Origin of the sequence: Pantoea sp. RG18, from assembly GCF_025910075.1 — a bacterium.
Lineage (GTDB): Bacteria > Pseudomonadota > Gammaproteobacteria > Enterobacterales > Enterobacteriaceae > Pantoea > Pantoea agglomerans.
The window spans coordinates 317211-343852 of sequence record NZ_JAPCIL010000009.1 but is presented as its reverse complement, the minus strand read 5'-3'; the positions used below and the strand labels follow the sequence as shown (position 1 = coordinate 343852).

The window sequence follows — 26642 nt, the reverse complement described above, 5'->3', positions numbered from 1 at the left end:
TGTACGCAGTATAACTGTCGCTTACGGGGAAATAATGAGCCTGAAAGGCAATCCAGTGTTGAATAAAAGTAGAGAATCCCGCACCTCCACCGATGATTTAGCCTTCTTTGTTCGCCTGGCTGCGCTGGATAGCCTGACTGCGGCGGCGCGCGAACTGGGACTGTCGCTGGCGGCGGTCAGCAAACGTCTGAGCCAGCTGGAACAGCGGCTTGGTGTGCAACTCCTGCGCCGCACCACGCGACGACTGGAGCTGACGCCGGAAGGGCGCCGATATCTGGCGGGTGCGCGTCCGTTGCTGGATCAGCTGGCGGCGCTGGAAGAGGCGGTCAGCGGCGAAACCGCCCAGCTGCGCGGCACACTTAACATCAACGCCTCATTTGGCTTTGGCCGTCGGCATATTGCGCCCTGCGTCTCGGCTTTTGCCGCGCTGCACCCGGAACTCTCGCTGTCGCTGCAGCTCAGCAGCCAGCCACTTAATTTTCTTGATGCCCACATGGATATTGATATCCGCGTCGGGGAACCGCCCGACTCACGGCTGGTGGCGCGCAAACTGCGTACCAATCCGCGCATTCTCTGCTGCTCACCCGCCTATGCCGCCCGGCACGGTCTGCCGGAGACAGTGCGCGATCTGGCACAACACAACTGCATTTTACTGCGCCAGCACGACAGCGATTTTACCCTGTGGCGACTGACCAGCGGCGAACAGAGCATCAATCAGAAAGTGCGTGGCAGTCTGATCACCAACGATGGCGAAGTGGCGATGCGGCTGGCGATGGATGGGCATGGCATCTTGCTGCGTTCCTGGTGGGATGCGCAGCACAGTCTGGCGACGGGCGAACTGCTGCCGGTGTTACCCGACTGGCAGGCACCGGATGGCGATATTTTTGCGGTCTGGCAGGCGCAGCGTCAGCTTCCGGCGCGTATTACCGCATTTGTGGCGTTTCTGCAGAGCAATCTGCAATCGGTTGATTAGCCAGGCTTTTAAAGGCAGTTTCTGGCGCGGCCAGACGCCTGCGGACAATAAATATACCGCATTAAGCTGATTCGGTTGCGGCAGCGTGCCGCTGCGTTTACAGCGTTTTAGCGGCTGCGTATGATTCTTATTCTTTTTATTTCCTGCCTGTCCTCTGCGTTGTGGCCAGCCGGGAGCAGCAGGCAGATAGGGGAGTTAAGTATGAAAGCGTTGTTCAGTCCGCGTACAGCGGCACTTACACTGGCGATGGTGACCACCTTCAGCCTGACGGCGTGCCAGATGCCGGCGAAAAAAGTGGATGCCAGTGCGCCGGTGGTGATGCAGCCCTCCAGCCCTGATAACCTGATTCAGCGCGAGCTGGGTGAAGGTTTGTATGAGATGGCCTATCTGCCAGCAAAAAATGCCCTCTATGTCGCCAGCGCGCAGGGATTTAAAGATATCAGCGGCGGCATGATCTACCGTCTTGATGCTTCCACGCTGCAGAGCACCGGCGCGGGACACTTCGACCTGAAAAACTTTGGTCTGATCAGTGCGCCTGACGGCAACGCACTCTACGCCACCAACACGCTGGATGGCGGTATCTCTAAGATCGATCCTGATAACGGTAAGGTGCTGAAGCGCCTGATGTTTGACGAGAAAAACGAGAAAGGCATGCCCTATGGCACGCGTGAAATCTTTCTGCATGACGGGCTGCTCTATGTCGGCGGCGTGGGCGATCCAGGCGTGATCTGGGTGGTTGATGCTAAAACCCTGACGCTGAAAACCCGGATAAAAAATGCCGGGAAGTGGGTCACAGGCATCATCTTCTCGCCGGTCAGCGACCGGATTTATGCGGCGAACGGCAGCGGAGAAATCCTGGTGATCAATCCGCGCAATAATAAAATCGAGCAGCGCCTGACGGCGGGTGACGGGCAGGAGTATCTGTTCCTGAATATGGCCGAGGATCCGGCAACCGGTCGTCTGTTTGTTACGGATAATTCAAAAGCGAAAAATACGCTGGTGTTTGATGAGCGCAGCGGCAAGGTCATTAAGCGTCTGAATCCGGGCGACTCACTAGGGATTAAGTTTAATGGCAAGCGCAATGAGATTTATATCAGCCAGCGCGAATCGAAGAAGGTGCTGCAGCTGGATGGCACCACCTATGAGGTGAAAAACAGCTGGTCATTTGATAGCCACCCCAACAGTCTGCTGGTCTCACCGGACGGGCAGACCCTGTTCGTCACCCTGAAACAGGGCTTCAATGACGATCACAGCAGTCAGGGGCTGGATGGCGTGGCGCGTATCACACTGCAATAAGAAAAGGCGGCATCGCTGCCGCTTGTATCTTTACTTAGCCACACCTTCTACCAGCACCACGCGATAGTTCGCGCCTTTCAGACGGTGCGCTTTGGCAGCCTGATATTCCGGGCTGTCATACCAGGCATGTGCGGCTTCGCGGCTCGCGAATTCCAGAATCACCACGCCTTCTGCTTCCTGTCCTTCCAGCGTTTCCAGTTCGCCATAAAAGGCGAGAGGATTGATCTGATGATCGCCGCGAGCCTCGCCCGCTTTCTCGGCATAGATCGCCATTTCGTCCTGGTTCAGGGTGTTATCACGAATAAATACAACATATGCACTCACAGGTCTCTCCTTAAGCTTTTTTATCCTGGGTTTTGGTATCGAAGTCAGCGGCATCATGACGCTCGTGCAGCTGATCGGCCGGGTCGCCCATGACACGGTTGACCTTGCGGCCACGAATCACAGCAGGTCGCAGCGCGATCTCTTTCGCCCAGCGCACCACATTTTTATAGGACTGCACATCCAGGAATTCGGCACCGCCATACTGGTCATTCAGCACCATGTTGCCGTACCACGGCCAGGTGGCGATATCAGCGATGGTGTAGTCATCACCGGCCAGATAGCGGTTATCTGCCAGCTGACGATCCAGCACGTCGAGCTGACGCTTCGCTTCCAGCGTGAAGCGGTTAATGGCGTACTCAATTTTTTCTGGCGCGTAGTGATAGAAATGACCGAAACCACCGCCCAGGTAAGGCGCTGAGCCCTGTAACCAGAAGAGCCAGTTCAGGGTTTCGGTGCGGCCAGCGATATCTTTCGGCAGGAAGTAGCCATACTTCTCCGCAAGATAGAGCAGGATGTTGCCCGATTCAAATACCCGAATCGGCGGCGTTGCTGAGTGGTCGCTCAGCGCCGGGATTTTCGAGTTCGGGTTTACGTCGACAAAACCGCTGGAGAACTGATCGCCTTCGCCGATACGGATCAGCCAGGCATCATATTCCGCATCGTTGACGTTAAGCGCCAGCAGCTCTTCCAGCAGGATGGTCACTTTCTGGCCGTTAGGCGTGCCAAGCGAATAGAGCTGTAAAGGATGCTTGCCGACCGGCAACGCTTTTTCATGGGTGGGACCAGCGAACGGACGATTAGTTTTAGCGCCGTTACCTTTGGCTTCAGGGTCCCAGGTCCAGACTTTTGCGGGCTGATATGCATTTTCCGACATAATGAAAGTTCGCCTTATGGTGTGGTATTGGTCTGGAGTGTAGCAGGTGCTGCGAAGGGGGTTTAACTCTGCTGGCTGCGCAAGGCCGTGCAGCAGGGGGCTGATGTCAGGCGGGCAGCGGCACTGGAGAAAAGTGAATAAAAGTGTGTCAGGCAGGTGGTTCGTTATCCTGAGCGGAGGTGGCCGTGCAGTCAGCATCAACTGCACGGCAGGCAGGGTTACAGCAGTTCACGCTCAATCAGTTCGCGGGTTTCTACCGCCTGAACCTTCATCTTTTCCGGGTAGCCAAACAGAGACGCCGCGATGATCGGTTCACCGCCGACTTTATAACTGCGGGTGGCAAAGCCGGTGTCGCGCAGCGTTTTAAACAGGGTGTCGAAGTCCACTTCGCCTTCGCCCACGCCGACATGCTGGTGAATGGTGGCATCCACCCCTGGCGGGTTAACGATGTAGCGACAGTGTTTTGTATGGTTCATGGTGTCGGCGATCAGCATGTGTGACAGATCGTCACCGGCATACTCCAGCATCGGTTTCACATCACCTTTGCCTTTGTCATAAAAGAAAGTGTGTGGCGCGCTGTAGATATACTTCACATTATCGCTGCGGAACGACTTCACGATATCCACGGTTTCGTTGTTCTCTTCGCAGAAATCCCACGGATGGGCCTGGATTTCGACGCGGATGCCTTCACGTTCGATGATCGGCAGCAGCTCTTCCATGGAGCGATAGAACATCTCTTCACAGATTTCCGGCTCGTTAGGCGTGCCGGAGAGCTCGGTGTTGATCACCTGCACACCCATCTCAACCGCGATCTCGATCATCCGCTTCCAGTTCTTCACCGCCGCCTGACGACGCAGCTCATCCGGGCCGGACCAGCGATAGACCACGATAAACGAGGAGATCTCCAGCCCGGTGGCGCTTAACGCATTCTTATACTCCGTGATGATTTCACGGCTGGCTTTAGGATGCTTATAAAACGGGTTGATCTGCGGATGCGGCGACTGTTCGATATATTTGTATCCCCAGTCGGCCACCTGATGAACCATACGGGTGATGCCTAAATCTTTAATCACATCCACATCAAAAGCGATTTTCATCTTTCTGCTCCGGGCACATTAAGGTTGCTGTTCTTCATTGAAGGTCACGCCAATCTGCTGCCTGACGTTGTCCATCGTGGCCAGGGTGGTAATCGCCTGGTCAAGCGAATGGATGGGTGAATCGATCCGGTTCTGACCGATACACCAGGCGAAATGGTTAATTTCATGACAGAGCTGTTCATAGCGGCTGGCAGGCTCCTGCCACTGCAGGCGATGACGCCGATCGCTGGAGGTCAGGGTGAAGTTACCAGGCGCATAGAACTGGCCCGCCAGTTCCAGCGTGGCCTCGCGTCCGGCGATCACCGCGCCGCCTGGCGTGTTGCTGAACAGGGTGGTATTCAGCACCGAATGCATGCCGTGCTGATGGGTAAACAGCATCGACGTCTGACCGTTTACACGCCCAGCCGGGACGGGCTGGCCCCGGGCGACGATCGTGTCAGGCGCACCGCCGCCAACAAACACGCTAAGCGCCACCAGATAGCTGCCCAGATCCAGCATCGGGCCGCCCGCCAGATCGGCGTTGAAGATGCGATGGTCTGGTGTGAAAAACTCGCCATGATCGGCAATCAGGGTGTGAACATCGCCGAGCACGCCATCCTCCAGCAGCTGACGGATAACGTCATATTTCGGTGTGAAGTTGCACCACATCGCCTCCATACAGAGCAGGTTCGCGGCAGCGGCGGCCAGTTTAAGCTGTGTCGCCTGCTGAGCATTCAGCGCCAGCGGCTTTTCAATCAGCAGATGCTTTCCGGCGGCAATCGCGCGCAGACCATCGGGAAAATGGTGGTTGTGGGGCGTAGCGATATAGACCGCATCAACATCCTCCCGCGCCAGCAGCACGTCGATACTGCCCGTGGCATGGCTGATTGACCATTTGTCGGCAAAGGCCTGTGCTTTTGCCGGGTCACGCGCAGCCACCGCCGTGATCTGCTGGTGGGTATGCTTGCGCAGTGCATGGGCAAAATGGTCGGCGATCCAGCCTGGCCCGATAATGCCCCAGCGCAACTGTGGTACCTGGCTGGCAGCGGTCAGGCGTGGAACCGGAAGCGTTGAAGGGAACATAACTTTTCCTTTTATACGTGCAGGCAGGTGCTGCTCAGGGCTCCACTATAGAAAGCCCGTCGTCGTCGCTCTAACCTTTTAATGATGTGATCCCATCAACCCGATCGGCGCAGGATTTTTATCCGTTTTAGCAAATGGGCGTTTTAAAGAGAATGCAGAAAGAAATGAATGTTTCATTTTGCGAGGAAGATCAAGATTAACGCTGACCTTCTATCAAATAAATGAGAGGAAATGGCTTTGCCGCGATAGAGTGTTGATGTCTCAGACAACAGAATATTTAGGCGTAGCCGTCAGCCAGCGCTACAGAGAGCAGAAGCAGGGAGAAGGATGATGTCAAAAGTGACGATGACCGCTATTGCGCAGGCGGCGGGCGTGGGCGTGGCCACCGTGGATCGGGTGCTGAATGGACGCGCGCCGGTGCGCAGCGTGACCGAGCAGAAAGTGCTGGCTGCGGCCCGCGAGCTGGGCTATCACCTGACGCAGGCACACATCCGGACAACATCGCCGCTCGCTGCGGCAACAGTTCGCGTGAGCTTTATCCTGCTGCCTGCCCGTTATTCGTTTTATCAGCAGCTAGGCGAGGTGCTGAAACAGCAGCTGAAGGCGCAGCAGCCACAGGGCAGCGAACCTGAATTCTGCTGGCATGATATTCATGAAGTGGAGGCGGTGGCGCACTCGCTGCGTCTGCTGGCACAGCGCAGTGATGTGATTGCGCTGGTGGCGCTGGATCATCCGCTGATTCGTCACGCGATTCAGGATGTGTCACGACTGGGCGTACGGGTTTACGCGCTGTTTTCTGATTTCTCGCCCTGTGAGCATGCGGGGTTTATCGGCATTGATAATCAGAAAGCGGGACGTACGGCGGCCTGGATGGCACAGCATCTGCTGCGTCAGCCGGGATGCGTTGGGGTGCTGCTGGGCGATCACCGCTTTACCTGCCAGGAGAGCAGCGAGATCAGTTTCCGCTCCTACCTGCGCGAGTCAGGCATCAGTCAGCGGGTACTGGAACCGTTAAAAACGCATGAGTCGGGTGAAGGGGGCTATCAGGCGACCCGGCAGTTGCTGGACACCCATGATGATCTGGTGATGATTTATGCGCCATGCGGCGGCATCGAGGGTGTGGTGCGGGCGCTGCGTGACAGCGGGCGCAGACAGATCGATCTGCTGTGCCACGGTCCGCTGCCCGGCGATGAGCTGGCGCTGATTGATGGCACCATTACGCTGATGTTGCGCCATCGTATTGATGCCATGGCTGCGGCGGTGATCGCCACCTGCCTCAACAGCCGGATGGAACAGCGCGACCATTTTGCGCAGGTGACCGTACCCTTTGAAATCGTGACGCGTGAAAACCTGTAGAAAGAGCAGGTTAGCGGGTATTTGATAGAAAGCTATCATATAAAGAAATATTTAAACGCGATCTCTATCAAAAAATGAAACTTTCATTGTTGTCTGAGATGAAATTTTCATTTGATACTGCCAGCAGTTATCACTGCACAGGCAGATATCATGACCTTTCACATTGCTAATGCGCCCTGTAGCTGGGGCGTCGACGATCCCGCTAATCCCTGGCTGCCGCCATGGCAGAAAGTCCTGACCGAGGCCGCTCAGGCTGGCTATCCCAGTATTGAACTTGGCCCCTGGGGCTATCTGCCAGCGGATGCAGCTGAACTGACCCGGCAGCTTAATGCGCATCAGCTTTCGCTGGTGGCGGGTACGATTTTTGATGATTTGGTCAGTGAAGCGCATTTCCCTGAACTGGTGACGCTGACCCACAATCTGTGTCGTACGCTGGCCAGCGTACCAGCCGCCGTCAAAACGCCCGGCGCCAGCGCGCCTTATCTGGTGATCATCGACTTCGGGAATCCGGAGCGGGCGAAATATGCCGGTCAGTCAGAAAAAGCGCCACGGCTCTCCGCTGACGACTGGCAGCGCATGATGCGACACATCACCATTCTGAGTGAGATTGCCTGGCAGGAGTATGGCGTGCGACCGGTGATCCATCCGCATGCGGGCGGCTGCATTGAGTTTGCCGATGAGCTTGCGCGGCTGGTCAGTGATATTCCGCATCAGGTGGCTGGTTTATGCCTGGATACCGGCCATCTCTATTACGCCGGGATGGATCCGGTCGCTTCGCTGCAACAGTACTGGACCCGCATCGATTACCTCCACTTCAAAGACGTTAACCAGCGGGTCTGGCGAGACGCCCTCTCTCACGGACTCGACTTTTTCACTGCCTGCGCGCAGGGGGTGATGTGTCCGCTGGGGCAGGGCGCAATTGACTATCCGGCGGTGCGCACGCTGCTGACTGAGCGTAACTATCAGGGCTGGATCACCATCGAACAGGAGCGTGATCCGCGCCATGCCGACACCAGTCTGCGGGATGTTAAAGCCAGCCTGGACTATCTCCGATCAACAGGATTCTGAGGACAACAGCATGATTAACGGTAAAAAAGCGGCTAATCGCTCGCTGCGCTGGGGCATGATCGGCGGCGGCGGCACCAGCCAGATTGGGTATATCCATCGCTCTGCAGCACAGCGTGACGGAAACTTTGTGCTGCTGGCGGGGGCGTTTGATATTGATGCCGCACGCGGGCGTGAGTTTGGTCAGGCGCTGGGTGTGGCACCGGACCGCTGTTATCCCGATTATGCCAGCCTGTTCGCCGGGGAAGCCGCGCGTGAAGATGGCATTGAGGCGGTGTCTGTCGCCACGCCTAATAATACTCACTTCGCCATTTGCCGCGCGGCGCTTAATGCCGGGCTGCATGTGGTGTGCGAGAAGCCCCTCTGTTTTACGGTCGAAGAGGCGGATGAGCTGGAGCAGCTGAGCCGGGAGAAGCAGAAGGTTGTTGGCGTCACCTACGGTTACGCCGGGCATCAGCTGGTTCATCAGGCCAGGGAGATGATCGCCGAAGGGGCTCTGGGTGAGATCCGCATCGTTAACATGCAGTTTGCTCACGGCTTCCATAATGAGGCGGTGGAGTTGCAGAGTGAAAGCACCCGCTGGCGGGTCGATCCGCGCTTTGTCGGCCCGAGTTACGTGTTAGGCGACCTGGCGACGCATCCGTTATTTATTGCAGAAACGATGTTGCCACAGCTGAAAGTGACACGTCTGCTCTGTTCGCGTCAGAGCTTTGTCGCGTCGCGTGCGCCGCTGGAGGATAACGCCTTTGTGATGATGGAGTATGACAACGGCGCGGTCGGCACGTTATGGGCGTCGGCGGTGAATGCCGGATCGATGCACGGGCAGAAGATTCGGGTCGTCGGATCGAAAGCCAGTCTGGAGTGGTGGGATGAGCAGCCGAACCAGTTGCGCTATGAAGTGCAGGGCGAGCCAGTGCGCATTCTGGAGCGCGGCATGGGCTATCTTAATCCGCGCGCGCTGGAAGAGGACCGCATTGGCGGAGGGCATACCGAGGGGTTATTTGAAGCCTGGTCCAATCTTTATCGTCGCTTCGCGCTGGCGATGGATGCCACCGATCGCCGTGACACCGACTTCCTGCAGGATTTCTGGTATCCCGACGTGCATGCCGGATTAATGGGCGTGCGCTGGGTCGCGCAGTGCGTGAAATCGGCGGATGCCGGTGCAGTGTGGGTGGCGTGCTGAAGCAGAGGGCGAGCCACAGGATGTGGCGAGTGTATCGAACCTTCGATAACGGGTTCGCTCCACAAAAGCAAAAAACCCGCCAGAGGCGGGTTCTTTAAATATGGTGCCCGAACCCGGACAAAAATGCCGGGAGCATTTTTGCATCGCGCGGCTTCGCGCGACCCGGAGGGTGAGCCACAGGATGTGGCGAGTGTATCGAACCTTCGATAACGGGTTCGTTCCACAAAAGCAAAAACCCGCCAGAGGCGGGTTCTTTAAATATGGTGCCCGAACCCGGAATCGAACCAGGGACACGGGGATTTTCAATCCCCTGCTCTACCGACTGAGCTATTCGGGCAACGGGGCGCATTAAACCGTAAAGGCCGCGGGTCGTCAACGGCTTTCACTAAAAAACCCCTGGAAACGTGACTGATTGCCTGATTTTCAGTCAAAGCGGGTAAAACCTCAGGCCAGCGCGCCATTTTTACGGCATAGCGCGATGCTGTAAACATCCTCCGCCAGCCGCTGTGCGGTGGCGACATCCTGCACATTGCGCTTCACCAGCAGCTTGCTGAGGCAGCCTTCAAGAATCAGCTCCATCTGATCGGCCACCATGCTGGGGTTGTCCAGCGCCTGCTCCACCAGAATGTCGTGGGTGAACTGCCATGAGCCGCGTTTCTGCTGTTCGGCCAGTTGATGGATGGGCTGATCGGGCTGCGGGTAGAAGCTACAGGCGGCAATAAACAGGCAGCCTGGAAAGCGTCCTTTGCTGACCTGCTCACTCAGGACCTCATAGCGTGCCATCAGCTTCTGGTCGGGCGACAGCGATTCATCCAGCAGGATCTGGCGTCGCCAGGTATCAATCTGCTGCCCGTGATAGCGCAGTGCATCGTAGAGCAGGGCGTCACGATCGGGCCAGAACTGCTGAAGCTGGTCACGGGTTAATTCGGATCCCGCCAGGGTTTCCAATGAGAGGGTGGCGGCGAGGCCGTTCTGTTCAAGCACATTCAATGCATGCTCGAGTATCTGTTCACGCTGCAAGTGACTCTCCTCTGGTATGCAGGCCCGGTAATGCACCGGGCAATGACCTGACTCCAGTGTTGTTTACGGGGTAAGTTTCTGCAAATGCGCCCGGAAGTCGGCGGCATTGAGAAACCCGGTGATGCGCGATCCAGCGATTTCGCGGCCCTGCGCATCAAAGAACAAAATCGTCGGTAAGCCCAGCACCTGAAGGTGCTGCAACAGCACGTTATCACTGGCGTTGTTGGCGGTGACGTTGGCCTGGAGCAGCTGTACCTGACTCAGGCTATCGCGCACGGCGCTATCACTAAAGGTATATTTTTCAAACTCTTTGCAGGCGACGCACCAGTCAGCGTAGAGATCGACCATGGTGATGCGGCCGCGGGCCTGCTGCAGCGCGCTATCAAGCTGCTGCGGCGTCTGGATAGTATGGAACGGCAGCGGTGCCACAGCCTGCTGCTGCGCCGGTCCGCCAAAGGCCCAGTCCTGCAACGGGCGTGCGCTGATCAGCGCAGCGGCCAGCATGAGAATCTGCACTACGCGCCACTTACCGCTGCTGGCGCGCAGGCTGACGCTGAACGCCCAGCCAAAGAACGCCACGCCGAGCAGGCTCCAGAGCCGCAATCCCCACGCATCGCCCAGCACCCGCTCCAGCAGGAAGACCGGCAGCGCCAGGATGACAAAACCAAAGCCCTCTTTAACGGTTTGCATCCACGGGCCGCTTTTCGGCAGCAGCCGGTTGCCAAACAGGGTCACGGCGATCAGCGGTAATCCCATTCCGACCGCATAGAGCCACAGCGTCCCGGCACCGGCCCACAGATTTCCGCTCTGCGCGATGTAAAGCAGAATGGCGCTGAGCGGGGCGGTGGTGCAGGGCGAGCAGATCAAACCCGCCAGTGCCCCCATCAGGAAGACGCCGGGCAGCGAGCCACCCTGCTGACGATTACTCCACAGGGTCAGGCGGGTTTGCAGGCTGGCGGGCAGTTGCAGCGTAAACAGGCCGAACATTGACAGCGCCAGCACGATAAACAGCAGTGAGAGCGTGAACAGCACATAAGGATGCTGCAACGCGGCCTGGAAGCGCAGGCCCGCTGCCGCGACGACCACTCCCAGCAGCGTGTAGGTCAGCGCCATCCCCTGCACATAGACCATCGCCAGCGCGAACAGTCGGCCCAGCGAATAGTGGCGCTGTCCGCCAAGGATAATGCCGGAGATCAGCGGATACATCGGCAGTACGCAGGGCGTAAACGCGACACCGATACCAATCAGTAGCGCCCAGAGCGGCGAGAAAGGCAGCGGGCTGGCGGGCGCGGGCTGAGCGCTGACCGGCGGCGGTGCGCTGCTGGCGGTCACCGCACTTACCGGAACGCTGCGCGTTTCTGGCGGATAACAGAATCCGGCGGCGGCACAGCCCTGATAAGTCACACTGAGCGTGGCGCCGCTGGCCGCCTGTTGCAGCGTCACCGGCAGCGTCAGATCCTGCGGATAGATTTCACTTTTGCCGAAGAATTCATCTTCATGCGGCTGACCAGCCGGCAGCGTTAACGGCGCGATGGTCGCGTTCTGCGGTGTGATGTGGATCTGCTGGCGATAGAGGTAATAACCCGATTTCACTTTCCAGTGCAGGTTGAGCTGCGCGCCCTGCTGGTCGAAGTCAAAAGTAAAGGCCTGATCGACCGGCACAAAGCGACTGGTCGCCGGATTTGAAAAGAGTGAAGCGTGCGCCTGCAGGCCGATAAACAGTGTCAGCAGAAGCGTAATTAAGCGAGAGATGCGTGCAGCCATGACAAGTATTCACTGTCTCCATATTGAACCGGCAGCGCCAGCAGTTCGGGCACATCGTAAGGGTGAGCGTCTTTGAGCAGATCACACAGCGCCTGCTGATGATCGCTGTCGCATTTCAGCAGCATCTGGACTTCGCTGCTCTGCTCCATTTTTCCCTGCCAGAGATACCAGGAGGTGGCGCCCGGCAGCAGTGTGACACAGGCCGCCAGCCTGGCTTCCAGCGCTAGGCCAGCAAGGTGCTCCGCCGTGGCCTGATCGGGCGTGGTGCAGAGGATAACGACAGCATTCATCCTGTGACTCCTGTTTTAAAGAGCGCCGATGATAGCATGCTCCATCCGTAACACGAGGAGTGTGCTTATAGCAGCAATCCGCCAAAAATGAAGCCAGAGAGCACCGACAGCGCAATGGCGATCACGCCGGGAATGATAAAGGCATGGTTAAACACATACTTGCCAATCCGGGTCGAACCGGTGTCATCCATCTCTACTGCGGCCAGCAGGGTCGGGTAGGTCGGCAGCACAAACAGCGCTGAAACCGCCGCGAAAGAAGCGATGGCAGTAAGCGGCGTAACGCCCAGCAGCAGCGCGGCGGGCATCAGCGCTTTGGTGGTCGCCGCCTGCGAGTAGAGCAGCATCGAGGCGAAGAACAGCACCAGCGCCAGCATCCACGGATAGGTTTTCAGCGTGTCTCCCGCCAGCATCTGAATCTCCGCCAGATGTGCCTTCACAAAGGTATCGCCCAGCCAGGCGACGCCCATCACGCAGATACAGGCGCTCATGCCGGACTTAAAGGTGCTGGCGCTGAGGATTTCGCTGGTGTCGAGTTTGCAGGTCAGGCTGATCAGCGTGGCGATGGTCAGCATAAACACCACAATTGCTTCATTGCGTGGCAGCGGCGGATTAACGATCAGCCCGACGCTGGCGCTGGTCGCGGTGGCATAAAGCACCACGGCCACAATGCCCGTCAGAAACAGCAGCACCGATTTTTTCGCGCCCGGTTTTGCCTGGTAGAGGCTGGCGCCGCGCAGCGTGACTTCGCCTTTGGCGAGACGCGCCTGATAAACCTCATCATCCTTTAGCTCACGGCCTAAGAAGTTAGTCACCAGAGCCGCCAGGAAGAGGCCCACCATGGTTGAGGGGATGGCAATCGCCAGCAGCGTGATATAGCTGACGCCGCGCGGCTCAAGCAGGGTGGCGAAGAAGACCACCGCGGCTGAAATGGGTGATGCGGTAATCGCGATCTGCGAAGCCACTACCGCAATCGACAGCGGCCGGGAAGGGCGAACGCCTTGCTCTTTCGCCACTTCTGCAATCACCGGTAATGTTGAGAACGCGGTATGTCCGGTACCGGCCAGTAGCGTCATCAGGTAGGTCACTAGTGGGGCCAGCAGCGTAACGTGGCGTGGATGGCGGCGCAGCAGGCGTTCCGCCAGACTCACCAGATAATCCATCCCGCCTGCCACCTGCATGGCGGCTATCGCGGCGATCACCGCCATGATGATTTCAATCACATCGAACGGAATAGCGCCGGGTGCCATGCCAAATCCCAGCGTCAGGATCAGCACGCCCATTCCGCCTGCGAACCCGATACCAATGCCGCCAAGACGTGCGCCCAACCAGATCGCCATCAAGACGATAAGCAGCTCAACCACAAACATGAATGACTCCTGAAAGATAAACCGGTAATAGCCGGGTGTGCTGTTTAACAAAAAAAAAGGCACACCGTGTTGATCGCGGTGTGCCTTTGGTTAACCAGCGTCGGTTAAACCTTACTGTTCGTTTTCATCAGTATAACGTTTGGCTTTATAAACCGGGTACATCAGGTTCTGCACCGAGAAGATATCGTCCAGCTCACTTTCCGTCAGCAGGCCGCGCTCCAGCACGACTTCACGTACGCTTTTACCGGTTTCCGCACAGATTTTACCGACGATGTCGCCGTTGTGGTGGCCGATGTAAGGGTTGAGGTAAGTCACGATACCAATCGAGTTGAAGACATAGGCTTCGCACACTGCGCGGTTGGCGGTAATGCCGTTGATGCACTTCTCCAGCAGGTTATAGCAGGCGTTAGTCAGAATGCTGATCGACTCAAACAGCGCCTGGCCAATCACCGGCTCCATCACGTTGAGCTGCAGCTGGCCCGCTTCAGAGGCCATCGTCACGGTGATGTCGTTGCCAATCACTTTGAAGCAGACCTGGTTTACCACCTCCGGTACAACCGGATTGACCTTGGCGGGCATGATAGAGGAACCCGCCTGCAGCTCTGGCAGGTTGATTTCATTCAGACCAGCACGCGGGCCTGAGGAGAGCAGGCGCAGGTCGTTACAGATTTTAGAGAGCTTCACCGCCAGACGTTTCAGCGATGAATGGACCATCACATAGGCGCCGCAGTCGGAGGTTGCTTCAATCAGATCTTCCGCTGGCACCACCGGCAGGTTGCTGACTTCCGCCAGACGCTGTACCGCCAGGTGCTGATACCCTTCCGGCGTATTGAGGCGGGTGCCGATGGCGGTCGCGCCCAGGTTCACTTCCAGCAGCAGTTCCGCGGTGCGCAGAATGCTTTTGGTCTCTTCGTTCAGCAGTACGCTGAAGGCGTGAAATTCCTGCCCGAGGGTCATCGGCACGGCATCCTGCAACTGGGTACGGCCCATTTTCAGGATGGTCTGGAACTCATCGGCTTTGTGCTGGAAGCCTTCGGCCAGCTGGCTGATGCCATCAAGCAGTTTCAGTAGCGAGCTGTAGACCGCGATGCGGAAACCGGTTGGGTAAGCGTCGTTGGTGGACTGGCATTTGTTCACATGATCGTTGGGGTTGAGGTACTGATATTCCCCTTTCTGGTGGCCCATCAGCTCCAGGCCGATGTTCGCCAGCACTTCATTGGTGTTCATGTTGACCGAGGTTCCGGCACCGCCCTGATAAACATCCACGGGGAACTGGTCCATGCAGCGGCCGTTGTTGAGCACTTCGTCGCAGGCCTTAATGATGGTATCGGCAATGTTGCGCGGGATGGTCTGCAGCTCTTTGTTGGCCATCGCCGCCGCTTTTTTTACCATCACCATGCCGCGGACAAATTCAGGTATGTCGCTGATTTTGCTGTTGCTGATATAAAAATTCTCAATCGCACGCAGAGTATGAACGCCATAATAGGCATCCGCCGGAACTTCGCGCATACCTAACAGGTCTTCTTCGATACGAATGTTGTTCGCCATGATAACCTTCTTGTTGTTGCCGCTAACCATCACAAAGGATGTGTTTATTTTGTCGTGGTGTACCCGTGCCGACATATTATCCGTCTTCATAGGGGCGTGTGCGATCATATTCTGATGCATATGAAAAGCACGCATGCAGATCACTTAATGCTGCAGCCTGGTTAACGATATGTGAAGTTGGTTACAAAATTAACCCCGCAGGATAAATTTGACAGGATCGGTTGAAAATGGCGGCGCGGGTGCCCATCTCTTTTCTTATCATCCTCAGGATGAACGCTTTCTGCTGACCGGCACGCTGCCGTTCAGCCTCTACTTACAGGAGAGTACGGTGCGCTGGATACCGTTATTAGTCTTTTTCGTTCTGGCCTGGATTGAGATTTCCCTCTTCATTCAGGTTGCACACGTCATGGGCGTGCTGCTTACCATGCTGCTGGTGGTCTTCACCTCGTGCATCGGCGTCTCGCTGGTCAAAAATCAGGGCATGAAAAACTTTATGCTGATGCAGGAGAAGCTGGCACGTAATGAAAGCCCGGCCAATGAGATGATCAAAAGCGTGTCGCTGATCATCGCCGGTTTCCTGCTGCTGCTGCCTGGTTTCTTTACCGACCTGCTGGGCCTGCTGCTGCTGCTGCCACCGGTGCAGAAACATCTGACGCTGAAGCTGATGCCTCATCTGCGCGTCTGGCGGGGACCGGGAGCCGGTCCAGACAGCGGCTACACCATGGATGGCGAGTTCGAGCGTAAAGACAGCGATCGCCTTGAGCATCATGACGATCACAAGGATCGTTAACCGCAGCTGTCACCTTTGAAAGCGCAACCCTCGGGTTGCGTGAGATTGTTGAAAAACCTGACCCGGCCAGCTTTGAGACCGGAGCCGCACAGGGAACAGGGTCAGATCGGAAAGTCGCAAAATCGTCATCCATGACTGCTCGGCCCGCGCCATCCGTGGCGCGGGACGCTTTCCTCTTCTGACCCTGTTTCCTGCGCCCTGAGCTTAGCCGTTGCTGCCAGGGTCATCCTGTACTGAGTTTATCAGCACGCTGGCGCAACCTTCGGGTTGCGTTTTTTATTTGCCCCATCATCTGTTCAAAAAGCCATCACTTATCACTCACAGGTAAAAAATTTGTTGTCCGCCCCCTTGAAAGTGGGTGGCAGCGGCCCTATCTCTCTGGTCACGAGGCCGGAAGCCATGCAGCCCGGTGTTCAACCCCAAAACTGAATGATTGGACTTCTCAAAGGAGAGCTATCAAATGAAAATTCGTCCATTGCACGATCGCGTTATCGTCAAGCGTAAAGAAGTTGAAGCTAAATCAGCTGGCGGCATCGTGCTGACCGGTTCCGCAGCCGGTAAATCCACCCGTGGTGAAGTACTGGCTGTCGGCAATGGCCGCATCCTTGAGAGTGGCGACATTAAGCCGCTGGACGTGAAGGTTGGCGACATCGTGATCTTCAGCGAAGGTTACGGCGCGAAAACCGAGAAAATCGACAACGAAGAGGTGCTTATCATCTCTGAGAGCGACATTCTGGCCGTTGTTGAAGCGTAATTTTTACGCGTAATTCACTGAACGAAACGAATTTAAGGGATATTTAAAGATGGCAGCTAAAGACGTAAAATTCGGTAATGACGCACGCGTAAAAATGCTGCGTGGCGTGAACGTACTGGCAGATGCAGTAAAAGTTACCCTGGGTCCTAAAGGCCGTAACGTAGTCCTGGATAAATCTTTTGGTGCACCGACCATCACTAAAGATGGTGTTTCTGTGGCACGTGAAATCGAGCTGGAAGACAAGTTCGAGAACATGGGCGCGCAGATGGTGAAAGAAGTTGCCTCTAAAGCGAACGACGCTGCGGGCGACGGTACCACCACTGCAACCGTACTGGCACAGTCTATCATCACCGAAGGCCTGAAAGCGGTCGCAGCGGGTATGAACCCGATGGACCTGAAGCGCGGTATTGACCAGGCTGTTATCGCTGCGGTTGAGAAACTGAAAGCGCTGTCTGTTCCTTGCTCTGACTCTAAAGCGATTGCGCAGGTAGGTACTATCTCTGCTAACTCCGATGAAACCGTGGGCCAGTTGATTGCTCAGGCGATGGAGAAAGTGGGTAAAGAAGGCGTGATCACCGTTGAAGAAGGCACCGGCCTGCAGGATGAGCTGGATGTGGTTGAAGGTATGCAGTTTGATCGCGGCTACCTGTCACCTTACTTCATCAACAAGCCAGAAACCGGTGCGATTGAACTGGAATCTCCGTTCATCCTGCTGGCTGACAAGAAAATCTCTAACATCCGTGAAATGCTGCCAGTGCTGGAAGCCGTTGCGAAAGCCGGCAAACCACTGCTGATCATCGCGGAAGATGTTGAAGGCGAAGCGCTGGCAACACTGGTGGTTAACACCATGCGCGGCATCGTGAAAGTGGCTGCGGTTAAAGCACCAGGCTTCGGCGACCGTCGTAAAGCTATGCTGCAGGATATCGCTATCCTGACCGGTGGTACCGTAATCTCTGAAGAGATCGGTATGGAACTGGAGAAAGCGGCTCTGGAAGATCTGGGCCAGGCAAAACGCGTTGTGATCAACAAAGACACCACCACCATCATCGACGGTGTGGGTGAAGAAGCGACAATTCAGGGCCGTGTAACCCAGATTCGTCAGCAGATCGAAGAAGCAACGTCTGACTACGACAAAGAAAAACTGCAGGAGCGCGTAGCGAAACTGGCAGGCGGCGTAGCCGTTCTGAAAGTAGGCGCAGCAACTGAAGTTGAAATGAAAGAGAAGAAAGCCCGCGTTGAAGATGCGCTGCACGCAACCCGTGCTGCCGTTGAAGAAGGTGTGGTTGCTGGTGGTGGTGTGGCGCTGGTTCGCGTGGCAGCACAGCTGGTTGATCTGCGTGGTCAGAACGAAGATCAGAACGTCGGTATCAAAGTTGCGCTGCGCGCGATGGAATCTCCACTGCGTCAGATCGTTTCTAACGCCGGTGAAGAGCCATCTGTTGTCGCTAACAACGTGAAAGCGGGCGACGGTAACTACGGTTACAACGCGCAGACTGAAGAGTACGGCAACATGATCGACTTCGGTATCCTGGACCCAACCAAAGTGACCCGTTCTGCTCTGCAGTACGCGGCCTCTGTTGCGGGTCTGATGATCACGACCGAATGTATGGTCACTGACCTGCCAAAAGGCGACGCACCTGATTTAGGCGGCGGCGCTGGCGGTATGGGTGGCATGGGCGGTATGGGCGGCATGATGTAATTGCCGTTGACTGCTTAAGTCATCAAAGAACCCCCGATCGGAAACGGTCGGGGGTTTTTCTTTTTCAGCGTCTGAATGCTGGCAGCAGCAGGAAAAACCCATTAACTTTTTTTATGTTCTGCATCATGGTTTAGTCAGGGCGGGATGCTCTAACGTGGATCCCGGCGCAAAATAGCGCGCTCTGAAAGGGATAAACAACAGATTAAGGAAAATTAAAATGCACGATAAATGGGAATTTTATAAGGACGAAGCACACAAGTGGCGCTGGAGAAGAACGGCGCCCAACGGCAATATTACCGGCGCCGCCAGTCAGGGCTACGTTAACAAAGCCGATTGCATCGAAAATGCACGACGTAATGGCTACACCGGTTAAGGGCATCACGCTCTGACATCACCCCCGATCGGAAACGGTCGGGGGTTTTTCTTTTGGGTGGGAAAATAGTATAAGTAAGGCGCAATCGTTCGTCTTTCCTCTTGATATGTCACGCTGTCTGCGGCTGCGCCGACTGATCGACTGGCTTCATTTTATTCACCAGCATCGGCACGCTTGCCAGCCTGCAAGCGGCGTGAAATATTGAGACGATATAACGGGATAAGGGCAATGAATGTGCAGAAAGAAAAATCCTTTTTCTGCTACGCTGCCACCCGACTCTGATGATAATAAATGGGGATTACAATGCGGATTAACCTCTTGCTCGGACTGACGGCTGGCGCGTTATTGCTGGCGGGCTGCAGCAGCTCTACGCAACTCTCTTCAGCAGGACAGCGCGTGACGTTCACCGATCAGCAGCCTGGCAATACCTGTCAGCTTCTGGGCAATATTACCGGCTCACAGAGCAACTGGCTGAGCGGTGCGGGCGGCGAAACCAGTGCACTGCGTGGCGCAGCAAACGACCTGCGCAATCGCGCAGCAGAGATGGGCGGTAACGTGATTTATGGGGCAACCAGTCCGACGCAGAACCTGTTGTCCGCGTTTGCGCCACTCGACAGCAAAATGACCGGCCAGGTCTACAAGTGCCCATAATGTGAATCAGGCAGTCTGCCAAATTGAACCGGCCAGCCTTTTGCTGGCCGTTTTTATTCCTGACGTAACTGTAAATCTAACGGTGTTTTACTTGGCTCTCCGCCAATTTCACGCGCCAGCTTTGGCACCAGATAGCCGGAGACCTGTGACAGTAATGCACGCACCAGCTGGCGGGCCTCGTCATCTGACACAAAGAAATGCGCCGCACCCTGTACCTTATCCAGCACGTGCAGATAGTAGGGCAGAATGCCGGCATCAAATAGTGCATTGCTCAGGGTGGCCAGCGTCTGCGCATTATCGTTGATGCCACGCAACAGGACGCTCTGATTCAGCAGGGTGACGCCGGCACGCTTCAGGCTGCTCATCGCCTCACGCAGCTCATCATCAATCTCCTGCGCATGGTTGATGTGCGTCACCATCACCACCTGCAGACGCGTCTCGCTTAACATCTGACAGAGCTGATCGGTAATGCGCGCCGGTATCACCACCGGTAAACGGCTGTGGATGCGCAGACGTTTCAGATGCGGGATCTGTTCCAGCGCGGCGATAAGCCAGGCGAGCTCATGATCTTTCGCCATCAGCGGATCGCCGCCGGAGAAAATGATCTCATCCAGCTCGGGATGATCGGCGATATAGTCCAGTGCAGCCTGCCAGCTACGCTTGTTGCCGGGATTATCCTGATAGGGGAAATGACGGCGGAAGCAGTAGCGACAGTTGACGGCGCAGCCGCCTTTTACCAACAATAAAGCCCGGTTTCGGTATTTATGCAGCAATCCAGGTACAACGTTGCTTTGTTCATCGAGCGGATCGGTGCTATAACCTGGCGCATCAGTGAATTCCTGGCGGCGGGTCAGTACCTGAAGCAGCAGCGGGTCGTGCGCATCGCCTTTTTTCATCCGGCGGATGAACGCATGCGGTACACGTAAGGCGAAAAGACGCCGCGCATCCGCACCTTCAGCCAGCTCAGTGTGCTGATCAAGGGCTAAAATCCGCAGTAATTCATCAGGTTCGGTGACAACATCCGCAAGTTGCTGCAACCAATCTTCTCTGGAAGGTGTTTTTAGGGTTACAATGTGTGCCATTTTTTTGGCTTAGTACCAGTGTCAATTTTCGTAGAGGGCCTTCATGGCGACTTATTCTAGCAACGATTTCCGTCCCGGTCTTAAAATCATGTTCGAAGGCGAGCCGTATGCCATCGAATCCAGTGAGTTCGTTAAACCGGGTAAAGGTCAGGCATTCGCGCGCGTTAAAATGCGTCGCCTGCTGACGGGTTCTCGCGTTGAGAAAACTTTTAAATCTACCGACTCCGCCGAAGGCGCTGACGTAGTAGATACCAACCTGAACTACCTGTACAACGACGGTGAGTTCTACCACTTCATGCATCCGGAAAGTTTTGAGCAGTTCCAGGTTGAAGAGAAGACGGTAAGCGATGCAGCGAAATGGCTGCAGGATAACGCTGAATGTATCGTTACGCTGTGGAACGGTCGTCCGATCGCCGTTCAGCCGCCGAACTTTATCGAAGCTGAAGTTATCGAAACCGATCCAGGCCTGAAAGGTGATACCGCAGGGACTGGCGGCAAGCCAGCTAAACTCTCTACCGGTGCCGTGGTGAAAGTGCCACTGTTCGTGCAAGAGGGCGAAGTGGTGAAAGTTGACACCCGCTCTGGCGAATACGTGTCACGCGTGAAATAAGATTCGCAGGCGCATCTTCTGGTGCGCCTTTTTCTTGTCTGAGAGAAAAAAATGATCAAGCTGGCAAAATTAATCGCGTTCGCGTTGCTGGTCTCCTCTGCGTTAAGCGCCTGCAACACATTCCACGGTTTTGGCGAAGATGTCTCTCACTTAGGTGGTGCCATTTCGCGGGCAGCAAAATGACCTTAACTGATTGTCCTTTTTAAAGTCTCGCCAGCAGCAACTGCCGGAAATCCGGCTATGCTTAAAGCGCTGTACTTTACATCCATCAAAAAGGACATTGTTATGTTAAAGAAAAGTATTGCTGCAATCTTCTCTGTACTGGTGCTCTCTTCCCTGCTCACAGCTTGTAATACAACGCGTGGCGTAGGTGAAGATGTCGAAGCGGGCGGCCAGGCGATTCAGAACAGCACGAAGTAACCTGTTATTCCAACCGGTACGAAATGCTTTTCGTACCGGCTTGTCAGATTCTGCACTATTTCTGTTTTACCCAGATTAACTCTTCAACCGGGAAACCATCCCGACGCGCCTGATCAACCAGTTTCTCTTTTACGCCCGGTTCCAGTTGTGGTGTGCGTGACAGTATCCAGAGATAGTGGCGATTCGGTCCACATACCAGCGCATAGCGGTAGTCAGGATCGAGAGCAATCACGTTATAGCCGCCATAGAAGGGGCCGAAGAAAGAGACTTTCAGAGAAGCCCGCGTGGGTTCACCGGTAAAGTAGGCTTTGCCAACGCTCTCCTGCCAGCGCTGCTTTTTGACGTTATAGCCACGGTTGATTACCTTCAGGCCGCCATCTTCACGCGGGCTGTAGTTTGCCGTTACCTGTTCAAGGCCGCGCTCAAAAGGGTGGTTAAGGCGGGCAATCTCATACCACTGACCGAGATAGCGCTGGCTGTCAAAGTTATCTACGACCGTGACGTTCTTTGGCGGCGTAGTGCTGCAGGCGACAGAGAGAAAAGCACTCAGGCTGGCAACAACTGTTTTCCATGGAGACATAGTGGGATTCCTTTGTGATTTAACCGCTTAAGTATAGAAGCCGAAACGCTGTTTTTGGCAGTACGGGCACGAGATTGTTTGCCGCAGGCATTGCAGGTAGACTTCCCCCCCTAATTTGTATCAGGAGTCATCACCATGAGCGAAACGGCAAGCTGGCAACCAAGCGCATCCATCGCCAATTTGTTAAAACGCGCCGCTATTTTAGCAGAAGTGCGTCGTTTCTTTGCCGATCGCGGCGTGCTGGAAGTGGATACGCCGGCGATGAGCCAGGCCACCATTACCGATATCCATCTGGTGCCATTCCAGACGCGTTTTGTCGGGCCTGGCGCTGCGCAGGGGCGCGATCTCTGGCTGATGACCAGCCCGGAATATCATATGAAACGCCTGCTGGCGGCGGGCAGTGGCCCGATCTATCAGATGGCGCGCAGCTTCCGCAATGAAGAGGCGGGACGTCACCACAACCCGGAATTCACCATGCTGGAATGGTACCGGCCGCATTACGATATGTACCGTCTGATGAACGAAGTCGACGATCTGATGCAGCAGGTGCTGGAGTGTGACAGCGCTGAGTCGCTCTCCTATCAGCAGGCGTTTATCCGTCATCTTGAGCTGGATCCGCTGTCAGCGGATAAAGCGCAGTTGCGTGAAGCGGCAGAGAAGCTGGGTGAAGGCGAGCTGGCGCGTGCAGAAGAGGATCGCGATACCTTACTGATGCTCCTGTTTATGCTGGGTGTGGAACCGAAGATTGGTCAGGATAAACCCTGCTTCGTTTATCATTTTCCGGCCAGCCAGGCAGCCCTGGCGGAGATCAGCACCGAAGATCACCGTGTGGCCGAACGCTTTGAGGTCTATTACAAAGGCATTGAGCTGGCGAACGGTTTCCGTGAGCTGACCGACAGCCGTGAGCAGCGTCAGCGTTTTGAGCAGGATAACCGTCGCCGTGCGGCGCGCGGCCTGCCTGTGCATCCTATTGATACATATCTGCTGGATGCGCTGGCGCATGGCATGCCAGCCTGTTCCGGGGTCGCACTGGGTATTGATCGCCTGATCATGCTGGCGTTGAAAGCGGAGTCATTGAGCGATGTCATCGCGTTTCCGGTGGATCGCTGCTAATGGGTTAATCACAAACGATGGCGGATTTACGGGGAAGGGTTGGCCCGGATGAAGAGCAAAGCGTCCGAGCCAGGATGGCGAGGCCGACCGCCATGGATGGCGGCCTTCTTTGCGATCAGCCGGGCCATCCCTGACCTGGCACAGGTTTCAGCTAACTACTGCTGTCAGGAAACTCCTGAATGGTGACCGGCAGCGTCAGTTTCTGATCGTTTCGCAGTACCTGCACATCAATCACTGAACCCGGGCGAATTTCTGCCACCTGATCCATGGTCTCCTGCGCGGAGATGGCCGGCTTGCCATTAACGCTGAGCAGCACATCGTTGGCCTGAATCCCGGCTTTATCCGCTGGCCCATCTGGCGTGACCACGCTGACAATAATGCCCTGAACCCGATCCAGATTGCTGCCCTGTCCATGCAGCGGCGGCAGCTCACGCCCGGTAATGCCGATATAGCCGCGGATCACCCGACCATCACGAATCAGCTTATCCATGATCTTCGAGGCTAAAACGGTTGGAATGGCGAAACCAATCCCTTCCGGGGTTTCACCATCACTACTTTTATCGAAGGTCAGGGTGTTAATGCCCATCAGCTCGCCTAGCGAGTTAATCAGCGCGCCGCCGGAGTTACCCTGATTGATTGACGCATCGGTCTGCAGAAAGTTCTGTCGGCCTGATGAGCTTAAGCCAACCCGGCCCGTGGCGCTGATGATGCCCTGCGTGACCGTCTGACCGAGGTTATAGGGGTTGCCGATCGCCATCACCACATCCCCGATATGCGCCTGGCGATTTGGATTGATGGGGATAACGGGCAGGCCGGAGGCCGTGATCTTCAGTACCGCCAGATCGGTCATGCCATCGGAACCCACCAGCGTCGCTTCAAAGAAGCGGCCATCCTGCAGCGCCACGATAATTTGATCGGCATTATTGATCACATGCTTATTGGTAAGAATGTAGCCTTTTGCATTCATGATCACCCCTGAACCCAGGGTCGTGATGCCACGATTGTTGTTGCCGTGGGCGCTACGATTGTAAACGTTCACAACGGCAGGCACGGCGCGGCGCACCCCTTGATTGAAGCTAAAGGGCGTTTCGTCTGTAATATTTTCGTGGTTATAGAGGGCGTCGCTGCCCATACGCAGTGCAGGCAGTGCTGCGAGCAAAATACCCGCCACAATCAGGCCCAGCACCACGGCACGCAAAAGTTTAAGAAACATGGTGTTAAATTACGCCAGGGGAGATCGCAGGGGAGAATAGCATGAGAGCGGCGGACACACACGCGCTTGTGTCCGCCGTAATGCGAGGTTTATCTCAACAACAGATAGATACTTTCATCGCCGCGCACCACATTCAGTGCCAGTACCGGCGGTTTCCCTTCCAGTATTTTACGCATTTCAGCAATGGTCTGAACCCGGTTGCGGTTAACGCCGATAATCACATCATCTTTCTGCAGACCAACCTGTTCAGCCGGTGTGCCTTTTTCGATGGTATCGACCTTCACGCCTTTATCACCGGTCTTAGTCTGTCCATCACTCAGGGTTGCGCCCTGAAGCGCGGGTGACATCAGCTGTGCGCTGGCGGTGCTCTGTGCGCTCTGCTCCAGCGTAACGGTAACCGTTAATGGCTTACCTTCACGCAGCAGGCCAAGTTTAACCTGTTCACCTGGCGGCGTGGTTCCTACTTTCACGCGCAACTCAGCGAAGCTGGTAATCGGCTTATCGTTGATCGACGTAATGATATCGCCTGACTTCACGCCCGCTTTCTGCGCGGCAGATTGCGGTAAGACTTCAGAGACAAAGGCGCCGCGCTGCGCATCGACATTGAATGCTTTAGCCATATCGGCTGTCATTTCAGTGCCTTTGATGCCGAGCTGACCGCGCTTCACTTCACCAAATTTAATCAGCTGCTGCGCGAGGTTCATCGCCATATCACTCGGGATAGCAAAGCCGATACCGATGTTACCGCCGCTGGAGGCGAGAATCGCAGTGTTGATACCGATCAGTTCGCCGTTAAGGTTGACCAGCGCACCGCCTGAGTTGCCACGGTTGATCGCGGCATCGGTCTGAATAAAGTTTTCCAGCCCTTCCAGGTTCAGGCCGCTGCGCCCCAGTGCGGAGATAATACCGGAGGTGGCCGTCTGTCCCAGACCGAACGGGTTACCGATCGCTACCGCGAAATCACCCACTTTCAGCTGGTCAGAGTCCGCGACTTTTACCTGCGTGAGGTTTTTTGCGCCCTGAATCTGAATCAGCGCGATATCGGTCTGCTCATCATGGCCAATCAGTTTGGCTTCATATTCACTGCCGTCACCAAGCTGTACGTTGATTTTATCCGCACCGTTGACCACGTGATTGTTGGTGAGCACGTAGCCTTTCGCGGCATCGATGATCACGCCAGAACCTAAACCTTCAAACGGCTGTGGCTGACTATTTCCGCCAGGCATCTGACCAAAAAAACGCTTCAGCGGTTCAGGAATATCCTGAGCCTGTGCACCTGAATCAGTGCCTTCCACGTGCACACTGACCACGGCAGGTAACACTTTCTCCAGCATCGGCGCCAGACTCGGCAGCGGCTGGCCCGCAATTTGTGCTGGCAGCGTTGCCATCGCGTCTGGCGCGGCGGCAAGGCTCATCCCAATACTCAGGGCTAATGCGCTAAACAGGCGTGCTTGTTTTTTCATTGCTACAACGCTCTCGCTGCAAAAGGTGGGAGGAATTAATAAGTGTGACAGTCGTTTGCGGTCAGGGTTCGCAAAAACAGCGGGCGCAGACAGGCTGCGCCCCAAAAAGATTAGTCGCGGGCAGGGCGCTCGCCACGCAGTAAACCGGATGCGCCTTCAGAATAGTCGCGCGGCATCTGCACCGGCACCTGATCGTTGTCCGCTTCGGCTTCAGTCAGCTGATAGGCAAACGGATTTTTCTGGCCAGGCAGATTCGGCAGCAGGTCATTTGAGCCTTTTGCCATGTGCTGATAGAGCTGACGATAATCACGCGCCATGTTGTCCAGCAGCTCCGCGCTCTGCGCGAAGTGGTTGGTCAGCTCTTCGCGATAATCCGCCAGCTCCGCTTTCGATTTTTCCAGCTCGTACTGCATGCTGCGCTGCTCACGCAGCTTTTTGTTGCCAAAACGCATGGCGACTGCGCCGACAATAATACCAACCACTAAACCAATTAGCCCGTATTCCCAGGTCATAATGACTCCCGTGTTATTTCCATTGTTCCGTAGGGCATTGCACCATTTCAATAATAGTCACTATACCCGTTAATCTTATGGATGTGGAACTCTGGAGCAGCATGGCTTAGTGTAGAACGGCCTTTTTTTCAGCAACCGTGGTATGAATCAGACACCATTCAGG

Annotated in this window: 28 protein-coding genes and 1 tRNA gene; 14 read left to right on the top strand and 15 right to left on the bottom strand. The window is 55.7% G+C overall.

The features are described 5' to 3' along the window. Positions 1-34: 34 nt before the first annotated feature. Together OK409_RS12650 and OK409_RS12645 are read left to right on the top strand one after the other, a co-directional pair. Positions 35-973, top strand: a complete 939-nt coding sequence (locus OK409_RS12650; RefSeq protein WP_022625248.1) for a LysR family transcriptional regulator — start codon at positions 35-37, stop codon at positions 971-973. Positions 974-1174: 201 nt separating this feature from the next. Beyond that, the gene (locus OK409_RS12645) at positions 1175-2269 is read left to right on the top strand and encodes a YncE family protein (RefSeq protein ID WP_187511252.1); all 1095 of its coding nucleotides are present in this window, start codon (positions 1175-1177) and stop codon (positions 2267-2269) included. Positions 2270-2299: 30 nt separating this feature from the next. On the opposite strand, the gene OK409_RS12640 is transcribed toward OK409_RS12645, so the two are convergent. The 4 genes from OK409_RS12640 to OK409_RS12625 form a co-directional block, all read right to left on the bottom strand. Next, positions 2300-2593: a DUF1330 domain-containing protein gene (locus tag OK409_RS12640; RefSeq protein ID WP_010252030.1), complete on the bottom strand. Its 294-nt coding sequence runs from the start codon at positions 2591-2593 to the stop codon at positions 2300-2302. A gap of 10 nt (positions 2594-2603) precedes the next feature. Continuing rightward, positions 2604-3467 carry a glutathione-dependent disulfide-bond oxidoreductase gene (yghU, locus tag OK409_RS12635; RefSeq protein WP_010252027.1) on the bottom strand — a complete coding sequence of 288 codons (864 nt, stop codon included), beginning with the start codon at positions 3465-3467 and terminating at the stop codon, positions 2604-2606. A gap of 218 nt (positions 3468-3685) precedes the next feature. Beyond that, a complete protein-coding gene (locus OK409_RS12630; protein ID WP_031593622.1) occupies positions 3686-4564 on the bottom strand; it encodes a sugar phosphate isomerase/epimerase family protein in 879 nt (292 codons plus the stop codon). 18 nt (positions 4565-4582) lie between these two features. Continuing rightward, positions 4583-5626 (bottom strand): Gfo/Idh/MocA family protein, encoded by a 1044-nt coding sequence (locus OK409_RS12625; RefSeq protein ID WP_010672024.1) that lies wholly within the window; start codon positions 5624-5626, stop codon positions 4583-4585. Positions 5627-5956: 330 nt separating this feature from the next. On the opposite strand from OK409_RS12625, the gene OK409_RS12620 reads away from it, so the two are divergent. The 3 genes from OK409_RS12620 to OK409_RS12610 all read left to right on the top strand — a co-directional run bounded on the left by OK409_RS12620 (position 5957) and on the right by OK409_RS12610 (position 9230). Next, complete coding sequence (locus OK409_RS12620; protein ID WP_010672023.1) at positions 5957-6982, top strand: LacI family DNA-binding transcriptional regulator; 1026 nt, start codon at positions 5957-5959, stop codon at positions 6980-6982. A gap of 150 nt (positions 6983-7132) precedes the next feature. Continuing rightward, a complete protein-coding gene (locus OK409_RS12615) occupies positions 7133-8050 on the top strand; it encodes a sugar phosphate isomerase/epimerase (protein WP_264367121.1) in 918 nt (305 codons plus the stop codon). 10 nt (positions 8051-8060) lie between these two features. After that, complete coding sequence (locus OK409_RS12610) at positions 8061-9230, top strand: Gfo/Idh/MocA family protein (protein ID WP_010252017.1); 1170 nt, start codon at positions 8061-8063, stop codon at positions 9228-9230. 261 nt (positions 9231-9491) lie between these two features. On the opposite strand, the gene OK409_RS12605 is transcribed toward OK409_RS12610, so the two are convergent. The 6 genes from OK409_RS12605 to aspA form a co-directional block, all read right to left on the bottom strand. Beyond that, positions 9492-9567 (bottom strand) — tRNA-Phe (locus OK409_RS12605). Positions 9568-9674: 107 nt separating this feature from the next. Next, positions 9675-10250 (bottom strand): division control transcriptional repressor DicD, encoded by a 576-nt coding sequence (gene dicD, locus OK409_RS12600; protein WP_010252014.1) that lies wholly within the window; start codon positions 10248-10250, stop codon positions 9675-9677. Between the two features lie 63 nt (positions 10251-10313). After that, on the bottom strand, positions 10314-12014 hold the full coding sequence (locus OK409_RS12595; protein ID WP_052271183.1) for a protein-disulfide reductase DsbD: 1701 nt from the start codon (positions 12012-12014) through the stop codon (positions 10314-10316). After that, positions 11990-12304, bottom strand: coding sequence for a divalent cation tolerance protein CutA (cutA, locus tag OK409_RS12590; protein WP_010672018.1), 315 nt, complete (start codon positions 12302-12304; stop codon positions 11990-11992). Before cutA ends, OK409_RS12595 begins: the two co-directional genes overlap by 25 nt. Positions 12305-12369: 65 nt before the next feature. Beyond that, the gene (locus OK409_RS12585; protein ID WP_010252002.1) at positions 12370-13671 is read right to left on the bottom strand and encodes an anaerobic C4-dicarboxylate transporter; all 1302 of its coding nucleotides are present in this window, start codon (positions 13669-13671) and stop codon (positions 12370-12372) included. 111 nt (positions 13672-13782) lie between these two features. Then, positions 13783-15219, bottom strand: coding sequence for an aspartate ammonia-lyase (aspA, locus tag OK409_RS12580; protein WP_010251996.1), 1437 nt, complete (start codon positions 15217-15219; stop codon positions 13783-13785). Positions 15220-15547: 328 nt separating this feature from the next. Here aspA and OK409_RS12575 point away from each other — a divergent pair, with 328 nt between their 5' ends. The 5 genes from OK409_RS12575 (at position 15548) to OK409_RS12555 (ending at position 19486) form a co-directional block, all read left to right on the top strand. Next, on the top strand, positions 15548-16009 hold the full coding sequence (locus OK409_RS12575; protein WP_010251992.1) for an FxsA family protein: 462 nt from the start codon (positions 15548-15550) through the stop codon (positions 16007-16009). A gap of 460 nt (positions 16010-16469) precedes the next feature. Further along, positions 16470-16763: a co-chaperone GroES gene (locus OK409_RS12570; protein WP_010251990.1), complete on the top strand. Its 294-nt coding sequence runs from the start codon at positions 16470-16472 to the stop codon at positions 16761-16763. Between the two features lie 49 nt (positions 16764-16812). Next, complete coding sequence (gene groL, locus OK409_RS12565; RefSeq protein WP_010251987.1) at positions 16813-18462, top strand: chaperonin GroEL; 1650 nt, start codon at positions 16813-16815, stop codon at positions 18460-18462. Between the two features lie 217 nt (positions 18463-18679). Continuing rightward, positions 18680-18835 (top strand): YegP family protein, encoded by a 156-nt coding sequence (locus tag OK409_RS12560; RefSeq protein ID WP_010251985.1) that lies wholly within the window; start codon positions 18680-18682, stop codon positions 18833-18835. Between the two features lie 303 nt (positions 18836-19138). After that, on the top strand, positions 19139-19486 hold the full coding sequence (locus OK409_RS12555) for a DUF4156 domain-containing protein (RefSeq protein ID WP_010251983.1): 348 nt from the start codon (positions 19139-19141) through the stop codon (positions 19484-19486). A gap of 53 nt (positions 19487-19539) precedes the next feature. Here the strand turns inward: OK409_RS12555 and epmB are convergent, their stop codons facing one another. Then, positions 19540-20568 carry an EF-P beta-lysylation protein EpmB gene (gene epmB / locus OK409_RS12550; protein WP_010251981.1) on the bottom strand — a complete coding sequence of 343 codons (1029 nt, stop codon included), beginning with the start codon at positions 20566-20568 and terminating at the stop codon, positions 19540-19542. Between the two features lie 43 nt (positions 20569-20611). Between epmB and efp the strand changes: the two genes are divergently transcribed. From efp to OK409_RS12535, 3 genes are all read left to right on the top strand, one after another. After that, on the top strand, positions 20612-21178 hold the full coding sequence (gene efp / locus OK409_RS12545) for an elongation factor P (RefSeq protein ID WP_010251979.1): 567 nt from the start codon (positions 20612-20614) through the stop codon (positions 21176-21178). A 51-nt stretch (positions 21179-21229) separates the two neighbouring features. Then, positions 21230-21361, top strand: coding sequence for an entericidin A/B family lipoprotein (locus OK409_RS12540; protein WP_003848306.1), 132 nt, complete (start codon positions 21230-21232; stop codon positions 21359-21361). Positions 21362-21463: 102 nt separating this feature from the next. After that, a complete protein-coding gene (locus OK409_RS12535; protein WP_003848302.1) occupies positions 21464-21598 on the top strand; it encodes an entericidin A/B family lipoprotein in 135 nt (44 codons plus the stop codon). Positions 21599-21653: 55 nt separating this feature from the next. Here OK409_RS12535 and OK409_RS12530 read toward each other — a convergent pair whose 3' ends face one another. Next, positions 21654-22178 (bottom strand): lipocalin family protein, encoded by a 525-nt coding sequence (locus OK409_RS12530; RefSeq protein ID WP_010672015.1) that lies wholly within the window; start codon positions 22176-22178, stop codon positions 21654-21656. A gap of 135 nt (positions 22179-22313) precedes the next feature. Between OK409_RS12530 and epmA the strand changes: the two genes are divergently transcribed. After that, a complete protein-coding gene (gene epmA, locus OK409_RS12525; protein WP_003848297.1) occupies positions 22314-23291 on the top strand; it encodes an elongation factor P--(R)-beta-lysine ligase in 978 nt (325 codons plus the stop codon). A 151-nt stretch (positions 23292-23442) separates the two neighbouring features. Here epmA and degS read toward each other — a convergent pair whose 3' ends face one another. The 3 genes from degS to zapG all read right to left on the bottom strand — a co-directional run bounded on the left by degS (position 23443) and on the right by zapG (position 26479). Continuing rightward, on the bottom strand, positions 23443-24504 hold the full coding sequence (gene degS / locus OK409_RS12520) for an outer membrane-stress sensor serine endopeptidase DegS (protein ID WP_010251964.1): 1062 nt from the start codon (positions 24502-24504) through the stop codon (positions 23443-23445). A gap of 89 nt (positions 24505-24593) precedes the next feature. Next, on the bottom strand, positions 24594-25967 hold the full coding sequence (gene degQ / locus OK409_RS12515; RefSeq protein WP_010251960.1) for a serine endoprotease DegQ: 1374 nt from the start codon (positions 25965-25967) through the stop codon (positions 24594-24596). 110 nt (positions 25968-26077) lie between these two features. Then, positions 26078-26479, bottom strand: a complete 402-nt coding sequence (gene zapG, locus OK409_RS12510; RefSeq protein ID WP_003848291.1) for a Z-ring associated protein ZapG — start codon at positions 26477-26479, stop codon at positions 26078-26080. Positions 26480-26642 lie beyond the last annotated feature (163 nt).